We start from the raw sequence: 17,420 nt of genomic DNA on the forward strand, positions 1-17,420 counted from the left end.
TCATGCGGGGTGCCGCCGCCGGACACGCACCCGGCGTCAGATCACCGGCGGACGGCCCGCCCGGGTCATCCGCCAGACCGCCTTCCAGCCCATCTTGCGGCGCGGTCCGCTCTCCAGCGTGAGGCCCTGCCAGTAGCCCTTCATCATCTCCATCGCGTCGTCCTTGCGACGCAGGCGCAGCGCGGAGATGGTGAACCAGACCGAGACGTAGACGATGCCGATCGGCATCGGCAGGTTGCGCCGGGCCAGCCAGACCCGGTTGCGAGCCGAGAACCGGTGGAACACGCTGTGCCGGGTCGGCGCGATCACCGGGTGGTTCACCACGATCTCGCCGTCGTAGCGCACCCGGTAACCGGCGTCCCACACCCGCCAGGCAAGCTCGATGCCCTCGTGGGCGTACCAGAACGGGGCCGGCCAGCCGTCGGTCGCGGCGAACACGTCGCGGCGCAGGGCCACGCCGCCCTCCCAGATCGCGGCCACGTCGCTGCTGCGGTGCGGGTCGCCCACCCGCAGCCGGGGCGTCCACCGGCGGGGCGAGGGCAGGCCGTCCGGGTCGGCCACCCGGGGCTGGATCAGGCCGACGCCGGGCTCGTCGACGAACCGCTGGGCGATCAGCGCCAGCGTGTCGGAGGTCGGCAGGAACGCGTCGTCGTCGAGAAAGAACAGCAGTTCGCCCTGCACGTAGGGCACACCCGCGTTGCGGCCGGCCGGGATGCCGAGGTTCTCCGGCAGGGCCACACCGCGCACACCCTCGGGCAGGCCGGTCGGCTCCCAGCCGTTGCCGACCACCACCACGTCGGTGATCACGCCACGCTGGGCCAGCACCGAGCGCACGGCCCGGTCGAGCGTCTCCGGGCGGCTGCCCTGGGTCAGCAGCACCACGCCGTAGCGGGCCACCGGCAGGGACTTGAGCTGGGGAGTCATCGCCTGGTCCTCCTGTTCCGTCACGGCGCTCACCGAAGCCGCGCCGAGGAGAGGACCGCGGCCAGGTGACCCACCAGGGTCACCAGGCCCGCCAGGACCAGACCCACCAGCAGCACCTCGGTGGCCGTGTAACCACCCACCACCAGGTCGATCACGGCTGCCGCGAGGATCAGCAGAGTCAGCTCGACCGAGTGGAACACCCGGTGGAAGGGCACCAGCCGGGCCACCCGGCGCAGCGTGCGCACGGCGCCGGCGCTGGGCACCCGGACCTGCTCGACGTCTTTCATGGCAGGCATGCCGGCGTAGTGCCGCGAGACGTGCACCAGGTCGTTCTCCACCTTGTTGAGGGCCACCAGCAGAGCCAGCAGCGCACCGAGGAACAGGGCCGGGTCGGCCAGGGCCCCGAGCAGCCCGGCCCACCAGCCCGTTCCGTCGGCCACGACCGCGGGGCTGTGGCCGAGGCCGTCACCGTTCGCGACCCGGACGCCGAGGGCGAGCGCGATGCCGCACTCCGCCACGTAGTGCCCCACCCGGTCGAGGTAGACGCCGACCGGTGAGGACGTGCCCCGCCACCGCGCCACCTCCCCGTCCGAGCAGTCGAACAGCATCTGGAGCTGCACCAGGAAGGCGGCCAGCAGGGCACCGGCCAGGCCGGTCCAGGCGGTGGACAGCGCCGCCAGCGCGGCCGAGGTGATCATCAGCCAGGTGACCTGGTTCGCCGACAGCCCCATGGCCAGCAGCGGACGGGTCAGGTAAGGCGAGATCTGCCGGAGGTAGGCATGTGCCACCCAGTGCTCGGCGGCGGCCCGGGAGCGAACGTGCTCGGGCTGTGCGACGCGCCGGAGCTCGGCGATGGTGGGCCCGCTCATCGGGCGGCTCCGATCCATGACTTGAGACTGGTTCCGGCCGAGGTCACGGCGACCACGGCGGTGAGTGCCCAGAGACCGCCGGTGACCCAGTCCTCGGTGTCGAGGGGGAGCAGCAGGCCGGGCAGGAAGATCAGCACGATGAAAGCGACGATCCGCAGGTCCGCACCGATGACCAGACCGGCCGAACCGGCACCTTCGCGCACCCCGTACGCCTGGAGGTAGTGCGCCACCGCGATCACCGCGACCAGCATGACCGCGGCGCCGTGCTGCGCCTCGACCGCCGAGCTGAGCAGGTAGACGAGCGCCGTCTCGGCCACCGCCACGACGGCCGGGGCGATCACCGCGGACCGGCCGCGCAGACGCTGGAGAACGGCGCCGAGCCAGGGACCGGTGTCGGCCGGGACGGCGGCCGCCAGGTCGCCGGCCAGCGAGCGGGCCCGCGACGTGAGGGCGGCCAGCAGGTAGACGGCCGCGCCCAGACCGAACACGCACAGCAGGATCAGCGTGGCCTTCGGGGTCCACAGCGCCGCGCCGAGCGAGATCACCAGGAAGCGCTCGCCGATCGGGAAGTGACCGATGCGCTTGAGCCAGCCGGTGACCCCGAAGGTGTCGGTGGCCGAGCTGAAACCACGTGGGACGCGGACCGGTTCGGCCGGGGCGACCCAGGAGACCGGCGCCGGGACCACCGGGCCGGCCAGCTGCGCGCGGCGCAGCGACCAGGACAGGTCGGCCAGGCTGCGGAAGGTCTGCACGCCGATCGCCAGCGCGGCCAGCGGCCACAGGTCCTGGTCGGCGCGGGCCCCGGCGACGGCCAGGGCGAAGATCACCGCGAACTCCTTGATCCGGTCGGTACTGGCGTCGAGCCAGGCGCCCAGCCGGGAGAAGCGGCGGCGGTAACGGGCCAGTTCGCCGTCCACGCAGTCGACGACGACGCAGAGCTGGAGCAGCAGCGCACCGATCACCGCGGGAAGCCGGTCGCCGGAGGCGATCAGCACGGCGGCGACCAGGCCGAGCACGAACGAGCCGGCGGTGACCTGGTTGGGGGTCAGGCCCAGGCGCTCGGCCGGGCCGGTGAGCCGCCAGGACAGCTTGCGCAGCACGAAGGTGGAGAAGAAACCGTCACCACCACGGGCCGCCTCGCGCAGCCGCACCCGGCGCTCAGGCACGGCGGCCAGCGCCCGGACCGCTGTGTCGGCCTGCTCGGCGTCGGCCGGGCGGGCCCAGAGGTAGCCGCCGATCTGCACCGGCTGCACCGTGACACCCGCGCCGGGCAGCCGCCGGACCAGCTCGATCAGGAGGTCGTCCGGGGCGGCCGGGTCGAGGTCGTGGATCAGGCCGCCGGCGGCGGGCCGGTCGGCGGCGTCGATCTTGAGCACGTCGAGCAGCTCGTACGTCTCGTCACCGCCCGCGACGGCGGAGGCCAGCGCTCCGGTGCGCACCCGGGGGTGGTCGAGTACCGCGCCCAGGGCGGTGCCGTTGACCACCAGCTCGGCCGGGATCAGTGCGACCGGGCGGGCCGGGACGGCGTTGGCGCCCTCGACCGGGGCGCCGCCAGGTGCCTGCGGCCGCCCGGCCACCGCGCGGGCCAGGGCCTCCGGGCCGCCGGGGCTGCCGATCGTGACGATCTGCTCCCGGGCCACCGTGATGCCCTGCTCGCCGAGGGCGGCCCGCAGGGCATCGACCCGGGAGGGTACGTTCGGGTGAAGAACGAGGAAAACCACGTCGAGACCGGCTTCGGCGGGAGAAATCGTCACCCCTGCGGCGGTTGCGCTCATGGTCGGGGGAACCTCCGGAGCCACCGGGGCGTTGTCACGTACAGTGACGGCAGTGCCGGTGCGGCGACGGAACATGGTTCCGGCCGAACGCCCTCGCGCATCCACCCTGTGGGATCCGTTCTCTCGGTCTCGAGTCGAAAGACATTAGCACTGCGTTCATGTGCCGGTCGCCCTGATGCCCGGTCTCGTTCCCCCGGGCGCGAAGTTTAAAACCTTCGCGAAAAGTCACCGCATGTGACCACATAGCTTTCACACAGCGGCAACATCACACAGAGCGATCATCATCGGGGAGACGCAGAACACTTCCGGGGCGTGTAACGATCTGAACGCGAAACGACGATCAGGCAAACGAGCCGCCACCCTGGAAGCGGAGCCCGGACACGGCGAGACACAGCTCCCACATAAACTGCGCGCCGGTCCCCCGACCACGACCATTCCCACGAAGGAGCACCAGACCCCCGATGGCGCTGCCGACCTCCGTCTCCAACTTCCTCCGCTCACCCAGCCCGGCCACGCTGGGGGCTCTGGCCAACACGATCAACAACAAGCGGCGCAACCTGCGCCGCGGCTCGGTCAAGCCGCGCGGCCCACGGCTGAACCGGGTGCCCGAGGGCCCGGCGCCGGCCGCCGAGGTGGTCATCTACTTCGCCGAGGACAAGCGGAAGATGTACCAGCTCGACCAGTGGCTGCCGGTTTTCGAGGAGCTGCACCGGCGGCACCCGCTGGTGATCGTGATGCGGTCCAAGCAGTCGTTCAACCACCTGAGCGAGCGCACGCCGCTGCCCACCGTGTACACCCGCCGGCTGGCCGACGTCCTGGAGCTCTACGACGAGCTGGACCCGAAGGTGGCGATCTACGTCAACAACGGCGTCGCCAACTTCCAGTCGCTCGCCGTCGCGTCGATCCTGCACGTGCACGTCAACCACGGTGAGAGCGACAAGGTCAGCATGGTCTCGAACCAGGCCAAGGCCTACGACCGGGTGTTCGTCGCGGGTGAGGCCGCCGAGCGCCGGCACGCCGCCGCGCTGATCAACTTCGACTACGGCAAGCTGATCCGGACCGGCCGCCCCCAGCTCGACCTGAAGTTCGAGCCGGTGCTGGCGCCGTCCCCCCGCAAGACCGTGATCTACGCCCCCACCTGGGAGGGCGAGAACGACTTCAACAACTACACGTCGGTGGACCGGTACGGAGCGGCGATCGTGCGCCAGCTGCTGACACTCGACGACGTCCGGGTGGTCTACCGGCCGCACCCGCGGGTGGCCAGCAGCACCACGCTCGACGTGATCGGCGGCCACAAGGAGATCCTCTCGCTGCTGGACCACGCCGCGGCGGCCGACCCGGAGGCCGGGCACGCCACCGCGATGGAGGGCTCGATCCTGGCCCTGTTCCAGGAGTGCGACGCGATGGTGACCGATGTGTCCAGCGTCGGCCTGGACTTCCTCTACCTGCGCAACGACGCCCCGCTGTTCATCACCGACCGTCGTGACAACCCGGCCCAGCTGGCCGTGGACGCCCCGATCTCCGGCGCCTCCGACGTGATCAACAGCGACACGATCGACGAGTTCGGCGCCGTGCTGGCCTCCCGGCTGGAGTTCGACTCCCGCATGCAGGAGCGAATCGCCAAGCGCCGCTTCTACTTCGGCGACATCGCGCCGGGCGAGAGCACGCAGCGGTTCCTCGATGCCGTCAGTACCGTCGCCGCCCAGCGCGACGAGATGGTGGCCCGGCTGCCGCACCGCCAGACGCACGCCGCCGGCGCGGCCGCGGCCACCGGCGACATGGCCGGCGACGTGACCCCGGCCGAGGCCGATTCCGGCTACGGGCACACCGAACTGCTCGAGGCCATCGAGGAAGCCATCGAAGAGGCGATCGAGACGCCCGACGACCCGGAGGAGAACCCCGTGGACAGCGACGAGAACCGGACGGACGCGGACCAGCCGCGCGAGAACCCCCAGGGCGAGGTGGTGGCCGACCCGGCCCCGGTGGGAGACGTGGCAGGCCGCCGCTGATCCGATGACCGAGAACAACGCACCGACGCACACCACACCGGCTCCCCCGTCCCGGGGCCCGTTCGGGCCGGGACTGGCGATCGCCTCGCACCGGGGCTTCGGCAAGAACGTCGACGGCTGGCCGGAGAACTCGCTGCCGGCCTTCCGCGAGGCCGTCCGCTACGGGGTGCCGTGGCTGGAGGTCGACGTCCGGCGCACCCGCGACGGCGCACTGTTCGTGCACCACTGGCCGAGTGTGGGGGTGGACGACGGACGCTTCGTCTCCGACCTGACCGGCGACGAGGCGCGCAAGGCCGGGCTGCTGGCCCTGGACGACCTGCTCGAGGTGGTGCCGAAGCACGTCGGCGTGATCTACGACGTGAAGACGGCGATGGAGGACGCCCTGCTGCCGCCGTCCCGGGACACCACCGCCCTGCTGCTGCCGGTGCTGGACGCCGAACGCGACAGGCCGCAGCTGGTGACGTCGTTCGACCCCGCCTCACTGCTCTTCGTGGGTCAGGAGATGCCCGGCGTGGCGCGCGGGCTGATCACCTGGATCTCGTTCCCGATGCGCAAGGCCGTGCCGGCCGCCGCCCGGCTGGGCGTGGAGGTGCTGTCGGCGCACTGGAAGTCGTTCGGGCCCAACGGCACCGACTCGGCCCCGCACCACCGCCCGGCCGAGTACGCGATCGACATCGCGCACCGGGCCGGGGTGCAGGTGCTGGCCTGGTCACCCGCCATGGGGCCGGCCGCGGAACTGGCCGCGGCCGGGGTGGACGCCCTGGTGGTGGACGACGTGCCGGGCGGCCTAGCCCTGGCCCGGGGCCTGGACCGCTGAGTCCCCGCCGGCTTCCCGCTCGCGTTCGATCTGCTCGGCCATGAACTTGGCCCTGCGCATGTGCTTGGTCATGCTGCGGATCAGGAACAGCGTGGCCACGGCGATGCAGAACACCGCCAGGAAGCCGGCGAACCCGGGCGAAACGATGTCCGGGTCGGGGGTGCGGACGGCGTCCGGCTCGGTCGAACTCGCCAGCGTCGTGACGAACATCGTCGCCGAAGCAATCACTGCACCCACACCCAGTTCCTAGCTAGTGGTCAGACCTTGGCCCGGTCACGGATGCCGGAGAACAGGTCGTCCTCGGGCACCTCGGTGTCGACCAGACTACGCGCCAGCTCGAAGTCGTCCGTCGGCCACACGTCGGCCTGGATCTCGTTCGGGATGGCGAAGAACCAGCCGTCCGGGTCGATCTGCGTGGCGTGGGCGCGCAGCGCCGCGTCGCGCCGGTCCATCCAGCCGACGATGTTGACCCGGGTGGTGATGGTGCGCTCCGGCGGGGCGTCGGCGTTGTTGCGGCGCTCCAGCCACTCGGTCATCGGCGACTCCTTGCCCGCGGCGAGCAGCGCCTCGTGGAACGCCATCATGCGGGCGCGGGAGAAGCCCACGTCGTAGTACAGCTTCAGCGGCGCCCAGGGGTCACCGCTGTCGGTGTAGCGGGTCGGGTCACCTGCGGCCTCGAACGCCTCGACCGACACCTTGTGGGTCATGATGTGGTCGGGGTGGGGGTAACCGCCGAGCTCGTTGTAGGTGGTCATCACGTGCGGGCGGAACTCGCGCACCAGACGCACCAGCGGGGCCGAGGCCACCTCCAGCGGCTGCGCCGCGAAGCAGCCCTCGGGCAGCGGCGGCAGCGGGTCGCCCTCGGGCAGGCCGGAGTCGACGAATCCGAGCCAGTGGTGCCGCACGCCGAGCGCGGCCGCGGCGGCCGCCATCTCCTTGCGGCGCAGCTCGGGCAGGTCGCGCTCGACCTCGGGGTCGTGCTGGAGCTTGGGGTTGAGCACGTCGCCGCGCTCGCCGCCGGTGCAGCTGACCACCAGGACGTCGACACCTTCGTCCACGTAACGGGCGAGCGTCGCCGCGCCCTTGCTGGACTCGTCGTCGGGATGCGCATGCACCGCCATGAGCCTGAGCTGCTCGGCCATGCCGGGTCCTCCTGAGGTCAGATCTGCCGGAACTGTGGACGGTTGACGGATCCGGGCACGCCGACGGTCCCCCGCCGACGGGCGCACCCCGATCTGAGGGGACAATCATGTCGGACGTCGGGGCATTCCCGGACCGGCGGCCGATCCACCCAGCAGTCCCCACCAGCAGTCGCCACCAGCAGTCGCCATCGAGTCGCCACCAGAGGGAAGACAGTGACCACGCCAGCGGAGTCCCCCGCCACCGACGACCCGGCCCCCACCGAACCGGCCGCTGACGCCTCGGCAGCCCTCGCCCGGCGCTACGGCCGGCGTCGCGCCCCCCGCCGCCCCGTGGTGATCGGCGCGCTGCTGGTGCTCGCCGTGCTCGTGCTCGGATTCATCTACTGGGCCACGGTGATCGACCGCGACCGGGTGACCTACCAGGACCACAGCTTCGACGTGCGCTCCGCCTCGCAGGTAGTGGTCACCTTCGACGTGCAGTTGCACGCCGGGGCGACGAAGGCGATCTGCACGGTGCACGCCCTGAACTCCCTGGGCACCGAGGTCGGGCTGACCGACGTGGAGGTCGAGGGCGACGACGACAACCGGGTCAGGATGACCGTGACACTCCCCACGAGCGAGGAGGCCACCACCGGTCTGGTCGAGGAGTGCGTGGCCGAATAGGCCGGTCAGGCACGGTTCGGCCAACTCCCCCGTTGCACCCTGCACTTGTCATCCGGCCTTTCTTGTTAAGCTCAAGGTTTCGTCCCGGACGCCGTCGTCGCATCAAGAAAATGGCGACCTCAATGCGACCAGAAATGGAGATGCCCCGTGAGTGAGACCGGTGCTGCCGTCGCATGGCTGACACAAGACGCCTATGACCGGTTGAAGAACGAGCTCGAATACCTCTCTGGCGAGGGCCGGGTCGAGATCGCGAAGACCATCGAGGCCGCCAGGGCCGAGGGCGACCTGAAGGAGAACGGCGGTTACCACGCCGCCAAGGACCAGCAGGGCAAGATGGAGGCCCGCATCCGCCAGCTGCGCCAGCTGCTCGAGACCGCCAAGGTGGGCGAGACCACGGCCAGCGACGGCACGGTGGCCTCCGGCAGCGTGGTCACGATCGACCTGGCCGGCGAGGAGATGGTCTTCCTGCTCGGCAGCCGCGAGGTCGCCGGTGACACCGACCTCGACGTGTACAGCGAGAAGAGCCCGCTCGGCTCCGCGATCGTCGGGCACAAGGTGGGCGACACCACCTCGTACACCGCCCCGAACGGCCGCGAGATCACGGTGAAGATTCTCGAGGCGAAGCCGTTCACCGGCTGAGTTCCGCTCACCTCACGGCGGCCCCGCGGTATTGACCGCGTTCCGCGCGCAAAAGGCGGCCCGGGCTTCGCACGAAGCCCGGGCCGCCTTTTGCGCAAGAGACCTTCGCACCGTGCGCCCGGCGCTAAAAACCCTGGGGTAATCAAACTGGGACGATGCCTGACATGTGCGGGCTCGCCGGCGAGGTGCGGTTCGATTCCTCACGTGCCGATGCCGGGGCGGCCGCGGGGGCACGGGGAATCGCGGCCCGGTCGCCGAAGGGTCCAGTTGTCAGCGACTTTCAGGCGGCACGGACTTTCAGGTGGCGCGGCGCTTTCGGGCGCGCGGGCTTTCAGGCATCGGGGCGGCCCGGTGCGGTGACGACGTGGGGGTCGTCCTCGTCGGTGTCGTCCCAGGTGGACCGGTCGTCGGTCGCGTCGTCGGTCGCCTCGTCGTCGCGGGACTCGTCGGCCAGCGGCCCGACCTGTTCCTCGCTGGGTTGCTCGTGCCGGCCTTCGGGGTCACGGCCGGCCAGGTACTCGCCGATCACGTTGGCCACGGCCACGAACGGCACCGCGAACAGGGCACCGACGATGCCGGCCAGCAGCACCCCGGCCGAGATCGCGATAATCACGGCCAGCGGGTGCACGCGCACCGCCCGGCCGAGCAGGAACGGCTGGAGCACGTGGGCCTCCAGCTGCTGCACGGCGATCACGATGCCGAGCATGATCACGGCGTCCCAGAAACCGCCGGCCACCAGCGCGACCAGCACGGCCGCGGCGCCGGACACCAGAGCACCGACGATCGGCACGAAGGCGCCGATGAAGACCACCATGCCGAGTGGAAAGGCCAGCGGTACCCCGAGGAAGGCCGCGCCGACGCCGACGCCCACGCCGTCCACAATGGCCACGATCACGGTGGCCCGCACGTACGCGGTGAGCGTAGCCCAGGCCCGCACGCCCGAGCCACGCACCTTGTCACGGGTGGGGGCGGGGAACAGGCCGACCACCCACTCCCACATCCGGTCGCCGCCGGAGAGGAAGAAGTAGGTGGAGAACAGCACGATGAAGATGCCGGTGAGCACGTGACCGGCGGTGTTGGTGACTTCCAGCGCGCCGGAGACGATCTCGCTGCCGCCGTTGCCGCGGATGCTGTCCTGGATGCTGGTGACGTACTCGTCGAGCTGGTCGCTGGTCACGTTGAGGGGGCCGCGGGCCAGCTGGGCCTGGAGCTCGGTGATGCCGTCGGCGGCGTCGTCACGCAGGTCGTCGAAACCGGTGACGGCCTGCTGCCCGATCAGCGTCATCAGGCCGGCCACGAAGACGATCGTGAGGAACACCGTGAGCAGGGCCGCCGCCGCGTTCGGCAGCCCGGCCCGGTTCTCGCCCCGCGACAGCCCCCGGTGCAACGGCTTCAGCAGCGCCGACAGCATCAGGGCCACGAGCAGCGGCACGAAGATCACCTGGTACTGGCTGAAGATGCGCCACAGCAGCCAGACCGTGCCGGCGATGAGCAGCACCCGCCAGGCCCACGCCGCGCTCACCCGCAGGCCGTGCGGGAGTTCGGCCGGGCGCACCCGGGTCGGGTCGTCCTGCTCGATGCTCACCCGTCCATCTTGCCTGCTGTGTGAAGATCGGCGCGGCGAATCCTCACCCCGGGGCCACCGGTTGCAGACCGGCCGTCGCGAGTCGCCGCACCACCGCCGGATCCGCCCGGCCGCTCAGCAGCCCCGCGGCGAACAGCGTGTACCTCGCGTCCACGGCCAGGGTCGCCTGCTCGGGCACGGCCCAGCCACCGGCGTGGTCGGCCAGCAGTTGCTTGAGGACGTCGTCCCGCTCCGCTCCCCCGCAGTGACGCAGCACACCCCCGCTCCCCACCACCGTGACGACCTCGCGCAGCGGGCGCGGCAGGGCGCCCGGGTGCGGCGCGCGGCCGTGACGGCGGACCGCGATCAGGACCGCCAGCCGGGCCAGCGTCAGGTCGAGGTGCTGGGCGGGCCGCGCCGACGGGGACCCGACGCGCGCCCGGAGCCGCGCGGCGTCCTCCTCTTCCAGCAGCCCTTCGGCCAGCGCGGCCTCGACCACCCCGGCCGCCCCCGAGCGCACGCCCAGGTCGCCTTCGACGGTGCGGGCGCAGAGCCAGTCCCCGGTGGCGCCGGTCGTTTTCCCCTGGGGGCCGTGCTCGGGGTCGTGGGCCGGGTCGGGGAGCGCGGAGTACACGTCGGTGGTGGCACCGCCGACGTCGGCCAGCAGCAGCCCCCGGCCCGCGGCGAGCGCCTCGACGCCGGACAGCACGGCGTCCGGGGTCGGTGCCACCACGAGCTGCCGGAAGCTGCGCCCGGCGATTCGTGAGCCGCTGCGCGACAGGCCTTTTCCGCCGATCACATGCTCGAGGAAGGCGGCCCGCACGGCCTCCCGGGCGGGGCCGGGACGGTAGGTGCCGATGCTCGGCAGCAGGTTGTCAGTGACGCTGACCGCGCGACCCCGGCGGCGCAGCTGTGCCTCCACCTCGGCGGAGGCGTCCTGGTTGCAGGCCACCACCACCGGCACCGGGAGGCGGGCGACGCCCAGACGCCGGGCGTTGTGCACCACCACGTCGGCGTTGCCCCCGTCGGTGCCGCCGGTGAGGACGATCAGGTCGGGCCGGTCGTCGCGCAGGGCCCGCACGCCGTCGGGGGTGAGCGGACCGGAGCTCAGGTGCACCACCCGGCCGCCGGCCGAGAGCGCCGCTCTACGGCCGGCTTCCGCGGTGACCAGCCGCTCGTGGCCGACCACGGCCAGCCGCAGGCCGCCGCCGGCGCTGGAGCAGGCCAGGATCTCGGCGGCATGGACATGTCGGGGGTCGGGCGCGGCCAGCTCTTCCCGCACCGCGGCGATGCCGGCCATCACGTCGGGCCGGGTGGTGGGGTGCTGCGCCGTGCCCAGCACCCCACCGTCGGAGGCATCGACCAGCACCGCCTTGGTGTAGGTCGAGCCGACGTCCACACACAGAACCAGTTGCGGCACCGGGCCTCCCTGCCTCGCCGCTGCGACCGATCAGATGTTGCTGACGTTCCGGTGCCCGGACGCTGCCGTCGCCGGCCTCGCCCCGGCTCCGCCGTGCCCCCTGAGCCCGGTGTGTGCTCAGCCCAGCGCCTGCTCCAGGTCGGCGATCAGGTCCGAGGCGTCTTCCAGCCCGACCGAGATCCGGACCAGGTCGTCCGGCACCTCGAGCGCCGAGCCGGCCACCGAGGCGTGGGTCATCTGGCCCGGGTGCTCGATCAGCGACTCCACCCCGCCCAGCGACTCGGCCAGGGTGAACACCCGCGCCTTGCGGCACACCTCGAGCGCGGCCTCACGGCCACCGGCGACCTGGAACGAGATCATCCCGCCGAAGCGCCGCATCTGCTCGGCCGCCGCCTTGTGGCCCGGGTGGTCGTCGAGGGCCGGGTAGAGCACCCGGGTGATCTTCGGGTGCTGACGCAGCATCTCGACCACCTTCTCGGCGTTGTCGCAGTGCCGCTCCATGCGCACGGCCAGGGTCTTCAGCCCGCGCTGCACCAGCCAGGAGTCGAACGGGCCGGGGACGGCGCCCATCGAGTTCTGGTGGAAACCGACGCGCTCGGAGACACTTTCGCCCAGACCCGCGACGCCGGCCATCCACGGGGCGGACGCCCGGTCGGACACGACGACCGCGCCGCCGACGACGTCGGAGTGGCCGCCGCAGTACTTGGTGGTGGAGTGCACGACGATGTCGGCGCCGAGGCTCAGCGGCTGCTGGAGGTACGGCGTGGCGAAGGTGTTGTCGACTACCAGCAGTGCCCCGGCCTCGTGCGTGACCTCGGCCAGGGCGGCGATGTCGGCCACGGACAGCAGCGGGTTCGTCGGGGTCTCGATCCAGACCAGGCGGGTGCGGCCGGGCTCGATGGCGGCCCGCACCTCTTCGACGTCCACGATGGAGGCGGGCGTGTGCCGCACCCCCCACGGCTCGGCGACGCGGGACACCAGACGGTAGGTGCCGCCGTAGGCGTCGTCAGGGATCACGATGTGGTCGCCGGGGCGCAGCAGCGAGCGCAGGAGGGCGTCTTCGGCGGCCAGGCCGGAGGCGAACGCGAAGCCCTGGGCCGAGCCGTCGGGAGCCTCCAGAGCGGCCAGACACTCTTCGAGCGCGGTGCGGGTGGGGTTGCCCGACCGCGAGTACTCGTACCCCGTGCCCAGCCCCTGGCGGAGGCCGCCCACGCCGTCCTGCGCGTAGGTGGAGGTCTGGTAGATCGGGGTGACGACCGCCCCGGTGGCGGGGTCGGCCTCGGATCCCACGTGGATCGCCCGGGTCGAGAACCCGGCCTGTGACCAGCGGGAATTTCCGGAGATCTGGTTCGGCTCGTTCACGGGGCCCAAGCTACTACCGGGCGGCGACAGTTCCGGCCACCCGCGCGGTCGGCGGCGGGAACGGACCGGGGCCACACTCGGTTGTGGTAGGCGGGCGCGGACCGGTCGTTCCGCCCGGAGGAATCCGCCCGGAGGAAACAGGAGGAGGTCGGAATGATTTTCGGCAGCAGGGCGAGGAGCACGATGGTGGAGCAGGACCAGGCTCTGCCGGGCCGCGACAGCCGGCCGTTCACCGTCCCGGCCCGGCATGCCGTGCTCGGCACACCGCTCGAGGGCCCCTGGCCCGAGGGCACCCAGGTGGTTTACGTTGCCATGGGCTGTTTCTGGGGTGCGGAGAAGACGTTCTGGCAGACCCCCGGCGTCGTCACCACCGCGGTCGGTTACCAGGGTGGCCACACCCCGAACCCGACCTACGAGGAGACCTGCACCAGCCTCACCGGCCACACCGAGGCCGTGCTGGTGGCCTACGACCCGGCCAGGGTCAGCATCAACGACCTGCTCAAGACGTTCTGGGAGTCGCACGACCCGACCCAGGGCTACCGCCAGGGCAACGACCTGGGCACGCAGTACCGCTCGGCGTTCTACTGGACCACCGACGAGCAGCGTGAGGCCTACGAATCGAGCCGGGCCACCTACCAGGCCGCCCTCGACAAGGCCGGATTCGGCGCCGTCACCACGGAGTCCCGCTCCGCGCAGGAAGCCGGCACGTTCTGGTACGCCGAGGACTACCACCAGCAGTACCTCTACAAGAACCCGAACGGGTACTGCCCCGATCACGGCACGGGCGTCGCCTGCCCGATCGGCGTGGGCGTGCTGTACGGAACCGGCGTGAAGGCCGAGTAAGGCTCCCGGCCGCGCCCGCCCCCACAGCGGGCACGGCTTCGGATCAGGCCGCCACGAAACTCTTGAGCTGACCGGCGATCACAGCCAGATCGTCGAGTTCGCCCGACGCGATGGCCATCACCAGGTCGAAGGCGTCGTCGTCAGCCGGCGCGAGCTCCACACCGTTCTTGGCACAGAAGACGTAGGTCCCCAGCCACGCCAGCCGCTTGTTGCCATCGACCAGCGGATGGTTGGACACCAGCGAGTGCAGGAGCGCCGCCGCCTTGGTCAGCAGGTCCGGATAAGCCTCCTGGCCGAACATCCCGGCCCGGGGCCGGTTCACCGCAGCGTCCAGGAGACCGATGTCCCGCACCTGGACCGGCCCGGCGACGGCATACCGCGAGATCAGCAGGGCCTGCTCGACGCTCAGGTAGCGGATCATTCGCCGAGACGGCGCAGCAGATCGGCGAACTTCGTCGCACCCGCAGCCGCGAGTTCCTCGGTCTGAGCATCGTCGTCGGCCCGGAGCAGGTAGTCACTGATCGCAGCCTGCGCAACCTGCTGCATGCTCCGACCCTCCCGATCAGCCCTGCGTCGAAGAGCCTCGGACTGCACATCATCAAGACGTAGTGTCATCGCCATGCACGCCATGATACCAACTTGATACCACTCAACCGCTTCAATTACCGGTTGAGGGCTAGGACTACCACCAGCAGCACCTCTGCAAGAACCCGAACGGCTACTGCCCCGGCCACGGCACCCGGCACCGCGCAGAACCGTCGTCAGTCCGCCGCCAGAAGCCGCTCGTCCAGCTCCTGGATCCAGAAGGCAGCCAGGTCGGCAGGACTCTCCGCGCCGCATCCCGCCATGTAGGCCCTCGTGGCCTCGAGGCGATCCACGGCCTGCGCTCCGGAGGCAAGGTCCTCGTAGCGAACCTCGACGGCAAAGTCCTCTGCTCCCCGCGACACCAGCCGGACGTCCCCCACCACCGCTCCTCGCCCGTTCGGGGAGAGTCCCTGCCGGGCAAAGGCTCTGGACAGGTTGGCGACGAAGCCCGCCTCGTCGTCAATCATTGATTTTCCCGATAGGCATTGACGACCCCCATCATGCGCTTGTAACCGTCCCGATGAGTGGTGTTCACCACCACCCGGAAACGGTAGACCGGATCACAATCCGTCTGCCAGGACGTCACGTATATGTCCGTGGTGGAGTTCTGGGCCCAGTGGCTTGCCGGGGCGGACAACGTGATGACGATCACGTCGCGGTACCAGACGTTCCAGCGTCCTTTCGCCTTGAGTTTCTTCACCCCCCCATCCCTTCGCGCCGTCCCAGTACCCGCACACCTCAGCGGAACGCTCCGACCGCAGGTGTCTGTGTAGGTCGAGTACGTGTGCCAGGAGGCGGAGGATGTCGTGCATGCCGCCATCACGTCCAACGGCCCCGGTCAGCGAAATGCCCCGGTTCTGCCCTCTCTTCGCCCCGAGGACGCAGCTCCGGCCGTCGCGCAACACCAGGCCCACCCGTCCGGCGCCTCACAGGTCCGGGTCGCCGGGCGGGATCCCGGCGTCCTGCAACGCCTCGAACTGTTCCTCGAAAGGCGGTCTCTTGTAAGTGATCCTGGCCCCCACCCGACGCCGGCCGTCCGGCAGTGAGTCGATGCGCAGCACCTCGCAGGTGCAGTCCAGGAGCCCGGCGTCGGTCGGGATGGCCACCCGCACCGTGCCACCCAGGGGCTCGGCGAAGCCGTGCGGCACGTCGAAGGCGAGGCCGGTGTAGCTGGCGTTGTACAGGCTCGCGGCCATCCGCTCGTTCTCGGTGATCACGTGGATGTCCACCCGCTGCTTCGTGCGGGTGGCCCCGCGCCGCTCGGCCGCGTTGATCGAGTGGATGAAGTCTTTCACCTCGCCCCGCAACCGCTCGGAGACCGGGATCAGGCCGCTGCCGTCGCCGGTTCCCTCGGCGGACTCGACGATTTCCTGGATGCGGCGGCTCATCTCGGTGATCTGGTCGGTGATGCCCTCCAGCACCGAGATGGTCGACTCGGCCGCCTCGCGCACGGCGTTCACCCCGCCGATGATCGACTTGGACGAGTTGCCGGACTCGTCGGCCAGCCCCTTCACCTCGGTGGCGACCACCGCGAAGCCCCGCCCGGCCTGCCCCGCCCGAGCTGCCTCGATGGTTGCGTTCAGTGCGAGAAGCCTGGTCTGGTCGGCGATCTGGGTGATCAGCCGGACCGCGCTACGGATCCCCTCGGTGCTCTCCCGCAGCGAGGCCACGGTTCCCCGGGCCCGCTCGGCGTCGGCCTGGGCGTCCTGTGCGTAGGAGGCCACACCCACTGCCACGTCACGCACGCTGGTGACGGCCGAGGACATGTCGTTGGTCAGCCCGACCAGCGTCTCCTCCAGCTGGGCGCCGAGGTTGCGGCGGTCCCGGGCGGCGGAGCGGGTGGCGTCGTTGGCCGCCTGCAACGAGATCCGGCCGGTCTCGATCACCCGCGCGCTGTCGAGGAACGCCCCGGGCAGACCGGTCTCCAGCAGACGCCGGTAGAAGTGCCCGTTGCTGGCGGCGATGATCGCGGCCGACGACTCCCGCACGTAGGCGTCGACGACGTCCAGCATCCCGTTGACGGCGTTGCGGGCCCGGGCCTCCACGCGCGGGTCCACCCCGTCCAGCCCCAGCGGCGGCAGCCGGGCCTCCAGATCGCCGCCGGCCACTCGTTCGGCCATCTCGGAGATCATCACCAGGGTGTGACGGCAGAGTTCGCTCTCCGCCGCCCGCCCACCGATCCGGCGTCCGATCATGGCGTGATCGACCAGATGAACTCGTCGTACGAGAGCCCGCGATCGACCAGTTCGGCGTTCAGCGCCGCGGTCGAGGCGTCCAGTCCCTGCCGGGAACCGCCGCCGCTCTGCTCGATCCGGCACAGCTCGCGGTACAGCGGCTCGATCGCGTTGATCGCCTCCCGGCCGGGCGCGCGCCGGTTGGAGTGGTAGCCGGTCACCTGGCCGTCGGTGCGGCCGCTGGCCGTGACGTGCGCGAAGACCCAGTAGAACGACCCGTCCATGCCCATGTTCTTGACATAGGCGAAGACCTCCTTGCGGGCCGCGATCGTCTCCCACAGGTACTTGAAGATGGCCCGCGGCATGTCCGGATGCCGGATGACGTTGTGGGGTTTCCCGATCAGGTCGATCTCGTCCGCGACCGCCAGACGGCAGAACGTCTCGTTGACATAGGTGAGAATGCCCTTGGTGTCCGTTTTGCTGACGATCAGCTCGTCGCGACCCAGGACGTGTTCCACCCCGGTCGGCGTAATGGTGGCCGGTCTCATCGTTACCCCCTGTCGCTCCCCTGATCTCCTCGGCCCACGAACGGCCCTGCCTTGAGCCCGGGGTGCGAGGGATTTCACCGGAACGG

The 17,420-nt window shown here is 70.8% G+C and carries 19 protein-coding genes; 5 read left to right on the top strand and 14 right to left on the bottom strand.

Annotated features, from left to right (window positions below; all coding sequences use genetic code 11):
- Window positions 1-36: 36 nt before the first annotated feature.
- From KIH74_RS16190 to KIH74_RS16200, 3 genes are read right to left on the bottom strand one after another with little or no spacing between them, the layout of a single operon-like run.
- Complete coding sequence (locus tag KIH74_RS16190; protein ID WP_246572552.1) at window positions 37-924, bottom strand: glycosyltransferase family 2 protein; 888 nt, start codon at window positions 922-924, stop codon at window positions 37-39.
- Window positions 925-953: 29 nt separating this feature from the next.
- Window positions 954-1,793 carry a CDP-alcohol phosphatidyltransferase family protein gene (locus KIH74_RS16195; protein WP_214156775.1) on the bottom strand — a complete coding sequence of 280 codons (840 nt, stop codon included), beginning with the start codon at window positions 1,791-1,793 and terminating at the stop codon, window positions 954-956.
- Window positions 1,790-3,568, bottom strand: a complete 1,779-nt coding sequence (locus KIH74_RS16200) for a CDP-alcohol phosphatidyltransferase family protein (protein ID WP_214156776.1) — start codon at window positions 3,566-3,568, stop codon at window positions 1,790-1,792. Before KIH74_RS16200 ends, KIH74_RS16195 begins: the two co-directional genes overlap by 4 nt.
- 461 nt (window positions 3,569-4,029) lie before the next feature.
- Between KIH74_RS16200 and KIH74_RS16205 the strand changes: the two genes are divergently transcribed.
- Both KIH74_RS16205 and KIH74_RS16210 read left to right on the top strand, forming a co-directional pair.
- Window positions 4,030-5,577 carry a CDP-glycerol glycerophosphotransferase family protein gene (locus tag KIH74_RS16205; RefSeq protein ID WP_214156777.1) on the top strand — a complete coding sequence of 516 codons (1,548 nt, stop codon included), beginning with the start codon at window positions 4,030-4,032 and terminating at the stop codon, window positions 5,575-5,577.
- Window positions 5,578-5,581: 4 nt separating this feature from the next.
- Window positions 5,582-6,394 (top strand): glycerophosphodiester phosphodiesterase, encoded by an 813-nt coding sequence (locus tag KIH74_RS16210; RefSeq protein ID WP_214156778.1) that lies wholly within the window; start codon window positions 5,582-5,584, stop codon window positions 6,392-6,394.
- On the opposite strand, the gene KIH74_RS16215 is transcribed toward KIH74_RS16210, so the two are convergent.
- Window positions 6,365-6,631, bottom strand: a complete 267-nt coding sequence (locus KIH74_RS16215) for a hypothetical protein (RefSeq protein ID WP_214156779.1) — start codon at window positions 6,629-6,631, stop codon at window positions 6,365-6,367. The genes KIH74_RS16210 and KIH74_RS16215 overlap by 30 nt on opposite strands.
- Window positions 6,632-6,651: 20 nt before the next feature.
- Entirely contained in the window at window positions 6,652-7,536 is an 885-nt protein-coding gene (mca, locus tag KIH74_RS16220; RefSeq protein ID WP_214156780.1) for a mycothiol conjugate amidase Mca, read from the bottom strand.
- A gap of 213 nt (window positions 7,537-7,749) precedes the next feature.
- Here mca and KIH74_RS16225 point away from each other — a divergent pair, with 213 nt between their 5' ends.
- On the top strand, window positions 7,750-8,199 hold the full coding sequence (locus KIH74_RS16225; protein WP_214156781.1) for a DUF4307 domain-containing protein: 450 nt from the start codon (window positions 7,750-7,752) through the stop codon (window positions 8,197-8,199).
- Between the two features lie 147 nt (window positions 8,200-8,346).
- Window positions 8,347-8,838 carry a transcription elongation factor GreA gene (greA, locus tag KIH74_RS16230; RefSeq protein ID WP_214156782.1) on the top strand — a complete coding sequence of 164 codons (492 nt, stop codon included), beginning with the start codon at window positions 8,347-8,349 and terminating at the stop codon, window positions 8,836-8,838.
- A 331-nt stretch (window positions 8,839-9,169) separates the two neighbouring features.
- On the opposite strand, the gene KIH74_RS16235 is transcribed toward greA, so the two are convergent.
- The 3 genes from KIH74_RS16235 to KIH74_RS16245 form a co-directional block, all read right to left on the bottom strand.
- Window positions 9,170-10,423, bottom strand: a complete 1,254-nt coding sequence (locus KIH74_RS16235; protein WP_214156783.1) for an AI-2E family transporter — start codon at window positions 10,421-10,423, stop codon at window positions 9,170-9,172.
- A gap of 43 nt (window positions 10,424-10,466) precedes the next feature.
- Entirely contained in the window at window positions 10,467-11,822 is a 1,356-nt protein-coding gene (locus tag KIH74_RS16240; RefSeq protein WP_214156784.1) for a glutamate mutase L, read from the bottom strand.
- A gap of 117 nt (window positions 11,823-11,939) precedes the next feature.
- Window positions 11,940-13,184, bottom strand: coding sequence for a cystathionine gamma-synthase (locus KIH74_RS16245; RefSeq protein ID WP_308113822.1), 1,245 nt, complete (start codon window positions 13,182-13,184; stop codon window positions 11,940-11,942).
- Between the two features lie 183 nt (window positions 13,185-13,367).
- Between KIH74_RS16245 and msrA the strand changes: the two genes are divergently transcribed.
- Window positions 13,368-14,027: a peptide-methionine (S)-S-oxide reductase MsrA gene (gene msrA / locus KIH74_RS16250; protein ID WP_246572481.1), complete on the top strand. Its 660-nt coding sequence runs from the start codon at window positions 13,368-13,370 to the stop codon at window positions 14,025-14,027.
- A gap of 43 nt (window positions 14,028-14,070) precedes the next feature.
- On the opposite strand, the gene KIH74_RS16255 is transcribed toward msrA, so the two are convergent.
- From KIH74_RS16255 to KIH74_RS16275, 6 genes are all read right to left on the bottom strand, one after another.
- Window positions 14,071-14,448, bottom strand: a complete 378-nt coding sequence (locus tag KIH74_RS16255; protein WP_214156787.1) for a type II toxin-antitoxin system death-on-curing family toxin — start codon at window positions 14,446-14,448, stop codon at window positions 14,071-14,073.
- The gene (locus KIH74_RS37780) at window positions 14,445-14,573 is read right to left on the bottom strand and encodes a hypothetical protein (RefSeq protein WP_281417931.1); all 129 of its coding nucleotides are present in this window, start codon (window positions 14,571-14,573) and stop codon (window positions 14,445-14,447) included. The genes KIH74_RS16255 and KIH74_RS37780 overlap by 4 nt, the downstream gene beginning before the upstream one ends.
- 215 nt (window positions 14,574-14,788) lie before the next feature.
- Entirely contained in the window at window positions 14,789-15,079 is a 291-nt protein-coding gene (locus KIH74_RS16260; RefSeq protein ID WP_214156788.1) for a hypothetical protein, read from the bottom strand.
- Window positions 15,076-15,312 carry a hypothetical protein gene (locus tag KIH74_RS16265; RefSeq protein ID WP_214156789.1) on the bottom strand — a complete coding sequence of 79 codons (237 nt, stop codon included), beginning with the start codon at window positions 15,310-15,312 and terminating at the stop codon, window positions 15,076-15,078. The genes KIH74_RS16260 and KIH74_RS16265 overlap by 4 nt, the downstream gene beginning before the upstream one ends.
- A gap of 226 nt (window positions 15,313-15,538) precedes the next feature.
- Window positions 15,539-16,807, bottom strand: coding sequence for a methyl-accepting chemotaxis protein (locus KIH74_RS37785; protein ID WP_214156790.1), 1,269 nt, complete (start codon window positions 16,805-16,807; stop codon window positions 15,539-15,541).
- Window positions 16,804-17,304 carry a PAS domain-containing protein gene (locus KIH74_RS16275; RefSeq protein WP_214156791.1) on the bottom strand — a complete coding sequence of 167 codons (501 nt, stop codon included), beginning with the start codon at window positions 17,302-17,304 and terminating at the stop codon, window positions 16,804-16,806. The genes KIH74_RS37785 and KIH74_RS16275 overlap by 4 nt, the downstream gene beginning before the upstream one ends.
- Between the last annotated feature and the right edge of the window lie 116 nt (window positions 17,305-17,420).

It is taken from the genome of Kineosporia corallincola (genome assembly GCF_018499875.1).
Taxonomy (GTDB): Bacteria; Actinomycetota; Actinomycetes; order Actinomycetales; family Kineosporiaceae; genus Kineosporia; species Kineosporia corallincola.

Coding starts and splice junctions, on each gene's coding strand:
- msrA (WP_246572481.1), top strand. CDS start 13,368: ATGGTGGAGCAGGACCAGGCTCTGCCGGGCCGCGACAGCCGGCCGTTC.
- KIH74_RS37785 (WP_214156790.1), bottom strand. CDS start 16,807: ATGATCGGACGCCGGATCGGTGGGCGGGCGGCGGAGAGCGAACTCTGC.
- KIH74_RS16210 (WP_214156778.1), top strand. CDS start 5,582: ATGACCGAGAACAACGCACCGACGCACACCACACCGGCTCCCCCGTCC.
- KIH74_RS16200 (WP_214156776.1), bottom strand. CDS start 3,568: ATGAGCGCAACCGCCGCAGGGGTGACGATTTCTCCCGCCGAAGCCGGT.
- KIH74_RS16255 (WP_214156787.1), bottom strand. CDS start 14,448: ATGATCCGCTACCTGAGCGTCGAGCAGGCCCTGCTGATCTCGCGGTAT.
- KIH74_RS37780 (WP_281417931.1), bottom strand. CDS start 14,573: ATGCAGCAGGTTGCGCAGGCTGCGATCAGTGACTACCTGCTCCGGGCC.
- KIH74_RS16190 (WP_246572552.1), bottom strand. CDS start 924: ATGACTCCCCAGCTCAAGTCCCTGCCGGTGGCCCGCTACGGCGTGGTG.
- KIH74_RS16195 (WP_214156775.1), bottom strand. CDS start 1,793: ATGAGCGGGCCCACCATCGCCGAGCTCCGGCGCGTCGCACAGCCCGAG.
- mca (WP_214156780.1), bottom strand. CDS start 7,536: ATGGCCGAGCAGCTCAGGCTCATGGCGGTGCATGCGCATCCCGACGAC.
- KIH74_RS16260 (WP_214156788.1), bottom strand. CDS start 15,079: ATGATTGACGACGAGGCGGGCTTCGTCGCCAACCTGTCCAGAGCCTTT.
- KIH74_RS16205 (WP_214156777.1), top strand. CDS start 4,030: ATGGCGCTGCCGACCTCCGTCTCCAACTTCCTCCGCTCACCCAGCCCG.